Below are 16078 nucleotides of genomic sequence, written 5' to 3'. Positions count from 1 at the left end.
GCCTTTTAGCGGCTGTTTAAATTCGCATATACGCGCCCTGAATGCCGAATTTGTCTCTCCAATGTGAAAAATATTTTTTTTGAGGAATAACCTTGCTTTTACGGCCTGTTTGGCCGAAGGAGATAAACAGACAAATTGTGTAATAAGTCTAAAAAATGCTTCTGTGATTTTGAGCGTTAGATTTTGATAAACTTAGTTGTACCTGCAACTTGAAAAGCAAGTGTTTTGTGCCTCTCGGGCTTAGTATGTATTTTACTAATCAAAAAGTATTATCCAAAAAGTTAAATTAACCACATGTATTCTAGATGTTATTTTTAAGTAACTAAAAGGTAAAATATTATTTTTTAAAAAATATTTAAGTTTAATTATTTTATTAGATAACTTTGTGAGGAACAAAAAATGATATTAGTCACTTTTTCTAGTTGAATAGTTTCAAATTTTGTTTAATTGCTGATATCTATTTAAAACATTTATTACCTAAGAGTTTACAGCTTTCGACTGCTGTTTTAAATGAAAAGGAAATTGCTTATGAAACCGCAAACTAATTCTTTAGCCTTGCCAAAGAGGATTTGGCACCTGTGTATTCTATTGGCTTTGATTCTGATGAACGTCCCCGGTACGGGACATGCACAGACCCGGCAATATGCTACTGTGGCTCCCTCTTCCGGGAAAAATCAGGCAACAATTCTGTTAGGTGCTATAAGTGGGGGGTACATACCAACGACTTCCGGTGCGGCTAGTGTAACAGGTCCGGGATTGGCAGCTGACGGAAACCCAGGTACTCATGCTGTCTTGACAGCATCGAATTTATCTGTTGCTATTATTGATGTTTCAGGAGAAGCCTGGCTGCAGATGAAATTTCCTTCAGCCTTGACAGCAGGTACAACCACCTATGTCAAAATAGATAAACCGACACCGGGGGGAGGGCTCAATCTGGATCTGGTAACAGGACTTGGAGGACTTCTCGGTCTTCTGCAGCAAAACGTAATTATTCCTGAGGTATATAGCGGAGCGTCAAGTTCCAGTGACGGCACTATGATCAATAGTGCTTCTGTGGTTTCATCAATAGTACAGGATGCCGCCGGAAATATTTACATAGCTGTAAAATCTTCTCAATCATACAATTCGGTTCGCATCAAATTAAGAAGTCAGAGTGCACTTTTAGGTCTTTCGTTGGGCGCTTCACTTACGCTGAATGTGTATGATGCGTTTGCGGTACCTTCGGCTACAGCCTGTGATCCTGCAACCTACACAGATGAGGGGAAGGTAACAGGAATAAGTGTTCAGTTAGCGAATACAGTAAAAAATCCAACATATGCAATCGATGCAAATACTTCTAACTACTCCGAAATCAGTCTGGGAACATTAGCGGTAGGGGGATCAGCTTCTCAGTCTATTTATTTTCCAACACTATCTGAGCCTAATTCCAAACTGAAAGTACGTATGCAGATAAATCCTACAGCACTGAATGTGAATCTGATAGGTGCATATGGAGTACGTGCATACAACGGAAATACGCAGGTATTTGAGCAAGTAATCGGAAGCGGTTTGATCGGGGGCCTCGATGTACTGGGTCTGCTGAACAGTGGCGGAATTGTAACGGTCCCTTTTGATATTGCAGCGCAATATGACAGGGTAGAACTGGTGCTGTTCTCAACGGTGAATCTGACCACCGGATCCGGAGTCAGATTGTATGGGGTATCCCGTACAAGTGCTGCATGTCCGGAGCCTCCTCCGACTGCAAGTCCTCTTTTCCAGCCTGTATGTGCTAACTCGACTATCGTGTCGATGTCAAATGTGGATGATGCACAAAATGCAGTGGACGCTAATTTTGACAGCTATGCAACTATTCGCTCTGATGCTGGTATTCTGGTCGGATTGGGGAGCAGACAGGGGCAGCTGGAAGTAAGTTTTCCTTCTGCGGTACCGGTGGGTAAAACGGCTTATGTCCGTATAGACTATGATCAGGATGTGTTGAAATCTTTACTTGCAGGCAGTATCGGAGAGCTGGTCGGTGGATTGGTAAACGGGCTGGTCTTAGGTAATCATTATTTTGAAGTACAAATCAACAATGGTGGCGGAGCTCCGTTGCTATCCGCTTCCAGTGCCAATAGTTTCAGTGCTGCTGCCGGAAAAATACGAATCGTACAAGACAAGGCCGGAAGATATTATATCGCTATAAAATCTGACGTACCTTACACCAATATTAAATTAATTGATCATACTGCGTCAGCATTAGGTGTTCTTGCTCCTAACAAATATCTGAATGTATACAGCGTATGCTATGATAACAGTTCCGCAATTTGTGACCCTGCATTTTCTACTTCTTACGAAGGAACAGGTATTACTTTGGGATTGTTGCAAATCGGAAATACCGGAGTTTTAGCTCCTGAATATGCTATCGATGATAATGTCAATACTTCTTCAAAAATTAACCTTGGGGCACTTGCGGTAGCAGGTTCTATGTCTCAGTATATTAATTTCAATTCATTAAGTGATCCTAACTCGGTATTCAAGATTAAACTGGCGATCAAGGCTAGTCAGACTTTGAATGTTGATCTGTTAGGAGCTTATGAGGTTATCGCTTACAATGGCAGTACGGAAGTATACCGCAGGTCATTAGGAGGCGGATTGCTGAACGGAACAAATGTATTGGGAATTCTGGGTGGCGGTCAGCCGGGGACGTTAACCTTTGCACCTGGTAAAGCGTTTGACCGGGTGGAAATCCGTGTCAACAGTGTGGTGAATGTAAGCGCATTCCAGTCTTCATTGGAAGTCTATGATGTAAAACGATTTGGCCCTCCGGGTTCTGCCTGTCCGGATCCAGACTTTACATTGCCTGCTGCAACGGCTACACCTTTTGAAACTCCGGCTTGTGATGCTGCTGTGGTAGCGTGGGAACATGCTGATTATCCGAATCTTGCTGCTGATGGAAATAACGAATCATTTGCAACACTGACTGCAAGTAACGGACAGTTGCTGGGAATAGGAGCCTACAACGGTTTCCTTGAATATGAATTCCCTACAGCTCTTCCTGCAAATAAGACGACATATGTCCGTATAGATATGGATGGTGATCTGCTGGGTCGTTTACTGAGTGGGACATTAGGAACACTTGTCAACAATGTAGGTGGACTGCTGCTTGGACAGCACTATTTTTCAGTGGATGCCAAAACAGCTCAAACCGGAGGTACAACAGTACTCACAGGTTCCAGTCAGGCGGGATTCACAGATGTAAACGGTGGAGATCTCCGCATTGTACAGGATAATGCCGGTCGTTACTACATCGCCATTACACCAAATGCAGCTTACAAAAATATCCGAATTACGGAACATTTCCCTGCATTAGCCGGATTGACACAAAATGTCGCTTCGATGAAAATCTTTGAAGCATGTCATGAAATCGGTGTAAATAACTGCCTTCCTGCTCAATTCACATCCTTTGACCAGTCCGGACTTTCCTTAGGATTGCTGAATGGTGCCGGAGTCAACAATGCAGACCATGCGATTAGTCCAAGTTCATCTGATTATTCTGAAATCTCAACCGGGACGGCTGCTGTAGCTGCACAGGTAGCACAGCGTATATATTTCAATAAATTATCTACTGCAGGTGATACGTTAAAAGTTCGTTTGCAGCTAGATCCTTCAAGTCTGGCATCCGTAGATTTACTGGGCAGATATCAGATCCGTACATATAACGGCAGTACCGTTGCAGAGACATTTACATTGCAACAGGGACTTATCAATAACCTGAACCTGTTAAATCTCTTCCGTTCAGGCGGTATACAGACACTTACATACAGAACGACACTACCTTACGACAGGGTAGATATCATCGTGGGATCTACTCTCAATGTAGCGTTGACACCTTCTGTACGCCTTTATGAAGTAAAACGTATCGGTCAGGGATGTCCGACAACGACTACTCCTTCACCATTTGAAAATCCGGTATGTATCTCTTCTGTAATCGATGCCGGCAATGCAGATGACATCAATAATTTATTTGATAACGATTTTGACAGTTATGCTACATTGAAATCTGGTGCAGGTCTGTTGTTAGGTCTGGGCAATAAATATGAAGGTTTTGTCGAATTAGGTTTCGGTCAAAAAATTGCAGCCAACAAGACAGCGTATATACGCATTGATTTTGATCAGGCTTTACTGAATAATTTACTGGGCGGAAGTATCGGCGGCACATTGGCCAGTGTGGTGAATAATCTGGTATTAGGAAACCACTATTTCTCTGTACAGGTGAAAGACGCTGGGTCGGTAATACTTCAGGGAGGAAGTAATAATAATTTCAATAATAACAACGACAGAATTCGGATTGTACAGGATAAATTAGGTCGCTACTATATCGCTGTCACACCATCTGCACAATACGATGCTATCCGTATCACGGATCATACCAACTCGGCATTAGGTCTGTTGGCACAACCGAATTCAATGAATGTATATGGTGCATGTGTCGATAATCCATTAACAGATTGTCAGCCTGTGTTTACCACATCCTATGATGCAAGAGGGCTGGCATTGACAGCTCTTGGTCTGGCCGGATCCGGTGTGACAAATCCTGACCATGCAATCAATATCAATACAACCGATTATTCAGAAGTAAGTCTGGGCAATGTTGCTGTAGGAACTTCTGTGAAACAATACTTTGATTTCCGTAAGCTGGCCTTACCAAGTGAAGTCATTAATCTGACTTTACAATATGGAAGCGGTGCATTAGATGCAAATCTTATAGGAGGTATAGAAATTATCGCTTACAATGGGGTAACTCCGGTTGCGACATTAGATGTACAGAGTCAACTTATCAACGGACTAAATGTACTGGGTATTTTAAATAACGGAGCTAAAGGGGTTATTCCTTTTGCACCTGGAGTAGCTTACGACAGGATTAGTGTCGGTCTGAGAGGAGTATTGAACGTAAGTGCACTGCCAGCTCTAAGAGTATACGCAGTAGAAAAGGACTGTAATACTCCAATGTTCAAAACTTGGAAATCATTTAAAGTCAGTAATGATCCGGCTATTACAACTGTAAAAGGCGGAGAGGAAGTGGAATATACTATCCATGTCCGCAATACAGGAAATGTAGCGCTCAATGATTATATCGTTACGGATGCTATCCCTGCAAATACCGTTTACGTTGCAGGGTCTGCTGATGCTTCCGGAGGTTCATTATCTTCAGGAGTAGTGACATTCAGCAATGTAGATATTGCTGCAGGCGCTACTGCTACGCTGAATTTCAAAGTAACCGTAAATCCAGATCTGACAGGTGTAGCAAACATTACTAACGTAGCATTAGTGAAGAAAGATGCTGCTGATCCGGGGAAAGAGACATTCCCGCCTGCAGTTGGTAATCCTAATGAGCCGGATGAAACATCCGGAACAGGAACAAAAATACCTGTTACACCAATAGCATCTGCTGTATCATGGAAAGCATACAAAGTCAATACAGATGCAAGTATCACGGCAGTCAAAGGCAGAGAGCAGGTAGAGTATGCTATCTATGTCCGAAATAACGGTAATCAGGTACTGAATAATGTTCAGATCAGTGATGTATTGCCTGCCGGAGTCACTTATGTATCGGGAGGTTCACAGGCAAGCGGTACCGTTTCGTTTGTGATTCCTACATTAGCAGTAGGAGCGACCAACGGGCCGTTGACATTTACTGTATCTGTAAATCAAAACCTGAGCGGTATCACTAAAATAACCAATATCGCTACAGTAAAAAGTAATGAAAATAATGTGCCGGCAGAGAGTTTCCCTCCGGTAAATAACGCTAATCCTACGGAGCCTAATACGGATGCCGGACCTGGAACTTCTCTGGATGTAACTCCTGTGAACAACCTTGTATCATGGAAAGCGTATAAAGTAAATAATGATGCAACGATCACCAGTGTAAAAGGTGGTGAAGATGTACAGTATACAATCTATGTACGCAATGACGGAAACCAGAATGCCACAGGTGTACTGGTTAGTGATGTATTGCCTGCAGGATTGACACATAAAAACGGGGGTACGCTTACAGGTGGTACTGTCAACTTCGCCCCATTGGATATTCCGGTAGGGCAGGTACGGTCTGTATCCTTTATAGCTACTGTCATTAAAGATCTGACTAACATTACACAGATTAACAATATTGCGTTAGCAAAACTCAACTCTGCTGACCCGGGTGTACAATCACATCCACCAATCAATAACAGTGATCCGTTGACCGGAGGTCCGGACATCACGCAGACAGGAACCGTGATTGCGGTGACTCCTGCACATGATGTTGATTTTGCATTGCTGGGCTTGAGTAATAACACGACCAGTACAAGTAAAGCTGTCGAAGGCGACGTAATTACTTATACATTAACGGTCAAAAATACAGGAAATGCAGCGCTCACAAATGTGACGATTACAGCGCCTATTCCTACGCATACTACATATGAAGCCGGAACAATAACCGGTGGAGGTACAGTAGCTGGAAATGAAGCAACTTTTGTGATTCCTTCATTAGCAGTAGATCAAACACTGACCTTTAGCTATAAAGTGTTGGTAGGTGCCATTCCTCCGGGAGTAGATAAGATCACAAATACTTCGGTCGTGAGCTTTGCAAGTGAAATTTCCGGACAACCAAATAAAACCAAGCAGGCACTGTCTGAACTACAGACAAACTGTACACCGGTAGTTGCTGCTGATATCACGCTGGCTCCGACATCAGGAACCATATGTGTGGGTGATGAAGTGGAAATAACGGCATCAACAGCGTTGAATATTCCAAATGCAGTGTATCTGTGGTACACCAATCCTGCATTGACAGGAACGCCACTTGTCGGACCGGTTCAGAGATTAAGTCCTGCTGTGACAACTACTTATTATGTGGTCTTGTCAGGAGATGGATTCTGTTTCAATACACCGGCAAAAGAAATTGAGATTTCGGTGTTAAATCTGCCACCTATACCTACCATCAGTATTACAGGCTCTGCCACAATATGTGAAGGTACAGGTTCGACTGTGTTGACAGCGACTTCTGCAGGAGCATCTTCATATCAATGGTATAAAAACGGGGTGGTATTCTCAAATACCAATACGAATACATTAACTGTTAATGAAGCCGGATTATATACTGTAAAAGCATTCAATGATGTGAATGCTACAGGATGTAGCAGTGATGTATCCGCAGCAGTAGAGGTGATTGTTACACCAAGACCGGCACAACCGGTGATCACTGCGCCAACTGCGCCAACATGTGAAGGATCAATTATTGAATTGACCTCAAGTGCAACTGCAGGTAATCAGTGGTACAAAGACGGCCTATTACTTACAGAAAATAACAACGGAACCACGGTTCCGGTAACAGGACAGAAAATCTTTGTCTCTACCGGTGGAGTATATACCGTTAAAGTAACAGATCAGCTGACCGGATGTGAAAGTCTGGAATCTGCTGCTGTGACAATAGTAATAAACCCACTTCCGGTAATTACGTTAACCGGAGAAACCAGAATCACAACTGCAGTCAATGTAGCGGTAACCCTTCCGACGGTTACCACTTCACCAGCTACAGGAGTGACTGTAAAATGGTATGATCAGGCGGGTGTGGAAACAACCAACCTGACACCATCATTCGCTGCTCCGGGTGTATACACATACACAGTAGTAGCACAGAATGATGCAACAGGATGTACCTCATCGCAATCTGTTCTTATACAGGTGTATGATGCAAACAGCTGTCCTCCGCAATTGGTACGTGTGTATGCAAATACACAGTCTTCCGGAAGTATTATTACTGGAGGAGTGAGCGATGGTGCTAATGCAGTAGATGGTAATCCTAAAACATATTCAACCATAACTACCGGATTAGGATTGTTAGGAATCGGTACAACATGGCAAAATGTAAACTTTGATCAGGTCGTACCTGCAGGTACTCCTGTTACTATTAAATTAGGTAAAGAGTACAGCTTACTATCTGTTGCAAGCGGTCTGTCTGTTGTCGGACTGGATGCAAATGGTAATGATATCGGAACACTTAAATCCGTACAGGGAGGACTTCTGGATCTTCTTGTTGCAGACAATGTTGTAGAGTACACATTTGTACCTGCAAGTGGATCAGGGCCGAAAGCGTACAAAGGCGTACGTATTGTGCAGGGAGCATTGCTGAGTCTGGCTCAGAATGCAAAAGTATATCATGCATATTATACAAAAACCGGTGCTGTAGATTGTGCACCGATTGATAACCAGACAAACAGTAATATTTTAGACATGCTTTATGGCGTGCAGGATATAGGTCTGGGAGTAGCAAGTGCAACAGCAAGTGTGATAGACCCATGGTTAGCTGTGGATAATGATCTGAATACTGCTGCGCAAATCAACAGAGGTGCTGCGGTATTGAATGTAGCGAGTCTGACACCTGTATTCAAGTCGCAGACTATGCCTACGGATTCATTGCGAATTATTATTGAAGATTCGGGCAATGCACTTCTTAATCTGAGCCTGCTTTCAGGTTTTGAGATCCAACGTTATTTAGGTACAGCGAAAGTAGGTCCTACATTGGATAACAGTGCTGATATCTTGAAACTGAAATTATTGAGTTTCTCTGCGAATAAGAAGAAACTGATGATGACACCATTCGATCAGCCATTTGATCGCGTGCAGATTTCTTACGGTGATGTTGTAAATGTGAATCTGGGCAATCAGATCAAGGTTTATGATGTCAGTATCATACCTACTATAGATTACGGAAATACACCTGGTACTACATTGGAAATCTGTCAGGGAGATAACCTGACGATTAAGAAACAGGATGATTGTACGGTCTATGCTGTGTATGATGAAAATGGTAATCTGCTGGTAACTTCAGATCAGCTGAACTTTACAATTCCTGCAACGACAACCGCAGGCGTACATAAGTATTTTATACAGGCTGTAAGACAAGGTTGTGAGATAGGGCCAAGACAAGAAATTGAAGTCCTGATCAATCCGCTTCCGGTAGTGCAGACACTTAACATCAACGGACAGGTTCGTTCGGGTAATGAAATCAGTCTGTCTCCTGGTAAAACAGCAACATTTGAATTGACTGTAGATGATGCGACAGCAACATTCCAGTGGCAGGAGCTAATCGGAGGAACATGGACTGCTATAGCAGGTCAGGCGACTTCTACATTAGTGAGAACAGTTCCTTTGGTAGCAGCCGGTACACGCTATGAGTTCCGTGCCTTGATTAGCAGCACAAAAGGTTGTGATATTATATCTCCTGTGGCAGCTCTTGTCGTAGCTCCGCAGCAAGTAGATTATACAAAATCAAAATTAGAAATAGTTAAAAACAACGCTATAGCAAACGGCACAGATGTAAATACACTTCGTGCAACTATAGTGGATGAATTTGATAACCCGATCGCGGCTACAGCAGTAGACTTTAGTTACACAAGTCTGGTAACAGGCAGTTTAGTAACTACTCAACTGAATACAGATGCATCAGGTATCGCATTACTGGATATTACCAGTACGAAGATTGGTGATATAGCTGTTGCAGCGACTGTTGCAGGGACCGCGATCAGTGGTAGTCCGCAGACGGTAACCTTCGTAGCCGGACCTGTAGATTATGGTAAATCGAAATTAGTAATTATCAAAGACGGTGCGATTGCGAATGGGGTAGATAAGAATATTCTGGAAGCTACGATCGTGGATGCATTTGATAACCCGATTGCAGGAGCTACAGTAAACTTCGGATATACAGATCTGACAGATGGTCTGGTGAAGTCAGTCAATATAGTAACAGATGCGTTGGGCAAATCTGTACTGGAACTGACCAGCACGAAAATCGGTGCTATCGATGTGAGTGCAGGTGTAGCCGGCACAGCGATCAGCGGAAGTCCGCAGACCGTTACCTTCGTAGCCGGACCTGTAGATTATGGTAAATCTAAACTGGTTATTACTAAAGACGGAGCTATAGCCAATGGCGTAGATAAGAATATCCTGGAAGCTACGATCGTGGATGCATTTGATAATCCGATTGCAGGTGCAGCCGTAGTGTTTGGTTACACTGATCTGGTCGACGGTTTAGCGAAGACAGTCAATGTCGTGACAGGTGCTGACGGTAAATCAGTTTTAGAACTGACCAGTACGAAAATCGGGGCTGTGACTGTCAGTGCAGAAGTATCCGGTACAGCGATTAGTGGAAGTCCGCAGACTGTTACCTTCGTAGCAGGGCCTGTAGATTATGGTAAATCTAAACTGGTTATCATCAAAGACGGAGCTACTGCCAATGGTGTGGATAAGAATATTCTGGAAGCTACTATCGTAGATGCATTCGATAACCCGATTGCAGGAGCTACAGTAGACTTTGGATATACAGATCTGGTAGACGGTCAGGTGAAAGCGGTTAATATAGTAACAGATGCTTCAGGCAAATCTGTACTGGAACTGACCAGTACGAAGATCGGGGCTGTGACTGTCAGTGCAGAAGTATCCGGTACAGCGATTAGTGGAAGTCCGCAGACTGTTACCTTCGTAGCAGGGCCTGTAGATTATGGTAAATCTAAACTGGTTATCATCAAAGACGGCGCTACAGCCAATGGTGTGGATAAGAATATTCTGGAAGCTACTATCGTAGATGCATTCGATAACCCGATTGCAGGAGCTACAGTAGACTTTGGATATACAGATCTGGTAGACGGTCAGGTGAAAGCGGTTAATATAGTAACAGCTGCTAACGGCAAATCTGTACTGGAACTGACCAGTACGAAGATCGGTGCTATTGATGTAAGTGCTTTAGTGGCCGGTACCGCAATCAGTGGTAGTCCGCAGACCGTTACCTTCGTAGCCGGACCTGTAGATTATGGTAAATCGAAATTAGTAATTATCAAAGACGGTGCAATTGCGAATGGGGTAGATAAGAATATTCTGGAAGCTACGATCGTAGATGCATTTGATAACCCGATTGCAGGAGCTACAGTAGACTTCGGATATACAGATCTGACAGATGGTTTAGCGAAGACAGTCAATGTCGTGACAGCTGCTAACGGCAAATCCGTTCTGGAACTGACCAGTACGAAGATCGGTGCTATCGATGTGAGTGCAGGTGTAGCCGGTACCGCAATCAGTGGCAGCCCGCAGACAGTTACCTTCGTAGCCGGACCTGTAGATTATGGTAAATCTAAACTGGTTATTATTAAAGACGGCGCTACAGCCAATGGTGTAGATAAGAATATCCTGGAAGCTACTATCGTAGATGCATTTGATAACCCGATTGCAGGAGCTACAGTAGACTTTGGATATACAGATCTGACAGACGGTTTAGCGAAGACGGTGAATATAGTGACAGATGCTTCAGGTAAATCTGTTCTGGAACTGACCAGTACGAAGATTGGCGCTGTGACTGTCAGTGCAGGTGTAGCCGGCACGGCGATCAGCGGCAGTCCGCAGACCGTTACCTTCGTAGCAGGACCTGTAGATTATGGTAAATCGAAATTAGTTATTATTAAAGATGGCGCTACAGCCAATGGTGTAGATAAGAATATCCTGGAAGCTACGATCGTAGATGCATTTGATAACCCGATTGCAGGAGCTACAGTAGACTTCGGATATACAGATCTGACAGATGGTTTAGCGAAGACTGCAAATATAGTAACAGCTGCTAACGGCAAATCCGTTCTGGAACTGACCAGTACAAAGATTGGCGCTGTGACTGTCAGTGCAGGTGTAGCCGGCACAGCAATCAGTGGCAGTCCGCAGACGGTTACCTTCGTAGCTGGTCCGGTAGATTATGACAAATCTAATCTGGCGGTCACCAAAGATGGAGCCATCGCAAATGGTACAGATTACAATGAATTCACAGCAACGATCGTGGATGCATTTAATAACCCAATTGCAAGTACAACAGTCGTATTCAGCATCACAAATCCTGATGGTACTACGGCGACACAGAGTATCACTACAGATGCAAATGGTAAATCCGTTGTACAGGTGACATCTACTAAAGCAGGAACCGTAACGGTAGATGCACAGGTAGCAAACCGTTCAATTGCCAACAGTCCGGCTAATGCTCAATTTGTAGCCGGTCCGGTAGACTATGGTAAATCGAAATTAGTTATTATTAAAGACGGCGCTACAGCCAATGGCGTAGATAAGAATATTCTGGAAGCTACGATCGTAGATGCATTCGATAATCCGATTGCAGGAGCTACAGTAGACTTCGGATACACCGATCTGGTGGACGGTCAGGCGAAAACTATGAATATAGTAACAGCTGCTAACGGCAAATCTGTGCTGGAATTGACGAGTACGAAGATTGGTGCTGTAACTGTCAGTGCAGGTGTAGCCGGCACCGCAATCAGCGGAAGTCCGCAGACGGTTACGTTCGTTGCTGGTCCGGTAGACTATGACAAATCTAATCTGGCGGTAACCAAAGACGGAGCTATTGCAAATGGTACAGATTACAACGAATTCACAGCGACTATCGTGGATGCATTCGTCAATCCGATAGCCAATACAACGGTCGTATTCAGTATCACAAATCCTGATGGTACTACGGCAACACAGAGTATCACTACAGATGCAAATGGCAAGTCAGTTGTTCAGGTGACTTCTACTAAAGCAGGAACCGTAACGGTAGATGCACAGGTAGCGAGCCGTTCAATTGCAAACAGTCCTGCCAAAGCAACATTCGTAGCTGGTCCGGTAGACTATGACAAATCTAATCTGGCAGTAACCAAAGACGGTGCTATTGCAAATGGTACAGATTACAATGAGTTCACAGCAACGATCGTGGATGCATTTAATAACCCAATTGCAAGTACAACTGTCGTATTTGGTATCACAAATCCTGATGGTACTACGGCAACACAGAATATTACTACAGATGCTAACGGTAAATCAATTGTACAGGTAACATCTACCAAAACAGGAACAGTAACAGTGGATGCTCAGGTAGCTAACCGTTCTATTGCGAATAGCCCGGCAACTGCTCAATTCGTAGCCGGTCCGGTAGATTACAGTAAATCTAATCTGGCAGTAACCAAAGATGGAGCTATTGCAAATGGTACGGATTACAACGAATTCACAGCGACTATCGTGGATGCATTCGTCAATCCGATAGCCAATACAACAGTAGTATTCAGTATCACAAATCCTGATGGTACTACGGCAACACGAAGTATTATTACAGATGCGAATGGCAAATCCGTTGTTCAGGTGACGTCTACTAAAGCCGGAACCGTCACTGTAGATGCGCAGGTGGCGAACCGTTCTATCGCGAACAGCCCTGCAAAAGCAACATTCGTAATTGCAAATCATATCAGTGTATCTAAAGTTGCCGATCAGGCAAGAGTGAAAGCGGGTACGAGCACCAGCTTTACAATCACGCTGACAAATGATGGTCCTGAGACCTTAGCAGCCGGTAAAGTGATCAGTCTGACAGAACGTCCGGGCGCAGGAGTAACTATTACAGGTTACACAGTGGCCAGCGGTAATGCAACAGTGACCGGAACAGGTAATACGGCTAAAGTAACTGCAAACGGAACGATAGCAGTAGGAGGAACAATTGTCGTAAAAGTAACTGCGGATATTGCAGCAGATGCTCCGGAGACTGTTACAAACGGCATCACCGTATGGGGACCTGACAAGGATCCGGGTACAGATCCGGAGGATGATAAAGATGATACGGATCCGATTCCTGTAGACCGTGAATACAAATTGAGTATCACTAAAGTTGCTGATCAGGCAAGAGTGAAAGCAGGTACAAGTACAAGCTTCACACTTACCATCACAAATAATGGTCCGGCAATTATCGGCACAGGAAAAGTGATCAGTCTGATTGAGCGTCCGGGAGCAGGAGTAACCATCACCGGTTACAGTGTGGCCAGTGGTGCTGCAACAGTAGCAGGTACTGCTAATACAGCAAAACTGACAACAACTGCAAATATTGCGGTAGGTGCTACAATAGTGGTCAAAGTAACCGCAAATGTAGCTGCAGATGCTCCGGCAACTATCACCAACGGAATCACCGTTTGGGGTCCTGATAAAGATCCTGGAACGGATCCGGAAGATGATAAAGATGATACAGATCCGATTCCTGTAGATCGTGAAACTAAACTTTCGATTACGAAGGTAGCAGATGAAGCAAGAGTGAAAGCAGGTGAAGCAACAAGCTTTACCCTTACGATCACAAATGATGGTCCTTCTGTAATGGAGACTGGTAAAGTAATCAGTCTGAGAGAGCGTCCGGGAACAGGAGTTACTGTTACAGGTTACAGTATTATCAGCGGAACAGCAACTGTCAGCGGAACGAGCAACAGTGCTTCGGTAACGACGACAGCAGCAATACCGGTAGGAGGTAAGATCCTGGTAAAAGTTGCAGCGACAGTATCTGATGACGCAGCTGCAACCATCACAAATGGTATCACCGTATGGGCTCCGGGCAAAAATCCGGATACAGATCCGGAGGACGATAAGGATGACACAGATCCTATACCTGTAGACTTCCAGACTATACTGGCGGTAGATGATGAGGCTGAAACAAAAGCTGCAAACGAAGTGAAGATAGAAGTACTGGCTAACGATCAGGTGACCAAATGGGCAATTGATCCGGCTACTGTCGAAATCGTCACAAATGCAGCAGAAGGCACGACATCAGTGAATATAGACGGAACTGTCACTTATCTGCCAAATAAAGTATTTGTAGGTGTGGATCAGTTTAGTTACCGTGTGAAAGATGTGAAAGGAAGATGGAGTAATGCGGCAGTGGTTAAAATCAATGTATTGTCAAATCCGTTGATCGTGCCAAATGTCATTACACCGAATGGAGATAATATCAATGATAAGTTTGTCTTGAAAGGTATAGAAACCTACGATCGCGTGAGTCTGACCATCATCAACAGATGGGGTAATGAGGTTTATCGCAATGCAAACTATGACAACAATTGGGAAGGTCTTAATCTGAATGCAGGAACATATTTCTACATCATTGAGACGACCAAGAATGGTGTTAAAGAAGTAGTTAAAGGAGACGTATTAATTAAGAGAAACTAGAATCAGTAATAGACTAAATTGTATTATTTACTAAAAATAATAACAACATGAAATACGGAAAATATGCAGTGATAATAGTAGCAGGATTGCTGGGGCTGACCAAGGTCAGTGCCCAGCAGAGTATCCAGTTTACGCAGTACATGTTCAATTCGATGAGTGTCAATCCTGCCTATGCAGGTTATAAGGAGGAGTGGTTTGCTCAGGTAGGTCTTCGTAGTCAGTGGACTGGTTGGAGCGGAGCGCCTAAGACGGGAACCGTTTCTATAGACGGAGTTCTGGATCCTTATTCAAAACGTCACGGTGTCGGATTCAATGTTACTGCTGATAAACTAGGCGCGCAGGCCGCTACATCTGCGTATGCCAATTATGCGTTTCGTCTCCAGTTGGATGATGAGGATACACAAAGACTGAGTCTTGGAGTGGCAGGGGGTGTAACACAATATAGCCTTGATGGAAATAAACTGGATGCAAACGATCCTAATGATCCCATTATCCCGGATGGCAAAATTTCAGACTGGGTACCGGATATCCGTTTAGGTGTTTATTATTATAATCCGAAATGGTATGCAGGCTTATCTGTACAGGATCTTTTTAATGGGACGAATTCAGGTACAGATTACAGATTTAACCAGAATACTTCTGAAAGCCTGTATCGTACTATAAGTGGATATTTTATTGCGGGAGCTTTATTAGAGTTGAGCAGAGGAGTGCATTTGAGACCAAGTATTTTGCTTAAAGAAGATTTTAAAGGACCGACTTCTCTGGATGTCAATGCCATGTTTGTATTTAATGGCAAATTTTGGATAGGAGCAGGATACCGTACACGAGCCCGTTTATTTAACAGACAGTATCAGGACAGATCGGTTGATAAGTTGAGTTCGATGAATGCCATTACAGGTATAGCGCAGTTTTATGCCACAGACAGACTTCGTATCGGATATTCTTATGATGCCATGATCAACAAATTGAGCGGAGTACAGAATGGCTCACATGAGATTACGCTTGGTATTACATTCGGACGCCGTGGAGCTACACAATACTTGAATCCTAGGTTCTTCTAAGC

Annotated in this window: 2 protein-coding genes; both read left to right on the top strand. The window is 43.7% G+C overall.

The genetic code is table 11. From position 1 onward, the window contains the following. Window positions 1-528 precede the first annotated feature (528 nt). A complete protein-coding gene (locus I6J02_RS00610) occupies window positions 529-15015 on the top strand; it encodes an Ig-like domain-containing protein (protein ID WP_201679925.1) in 14487 nt (4828 codons plus the stop codon). 47 nt (window positions 15016-15062) lie between these two features. After that, window positions 15063-16076: a type IX secretion system membrane protein PorP/SprF gene (locus I6J02_RS00605; protein ID WP_201679924.1), complete on the top strand. Its 1014-nt coding sequence runs from the start codon at window positions 15063-15065 to the stop codon at window positions 16074-16076. The last annotated feature ends 2 nt before the right edge of the window (window positions 16077-16078 follow it).

This window comes from Sphingobacterium spiritivorum (assembly GCF_016725325.1).
Taxonomy (GTDB): domain Bacteria; phylum Bacteroidota; class Bacteroidia; order Sphingobacteriales; family Sphingobacteriaceae; genus Sphingobacterium.
The sequence above is the reverse complement of the archived record's forward strand: the minus strand, read 5'-3'. Positions and strand labels throughout refer to the sequence as shown.

Coding starts and splice junctions, on each gene's coding strand:
- I6J02_RS00605 (WP_201679924.1), top strand. CDS start 15,063: ATGAAATACGGAAAATATGCAGTGATAATAGTAGCAGGATTGCTGGGG.
- I6J02_RS00610 (WP_201679925.1), top strand. CDS start 529: ATGAAACCGCAAACTAATTCTTTAGCCTTGCCAAAGAGGATTTGGCAC.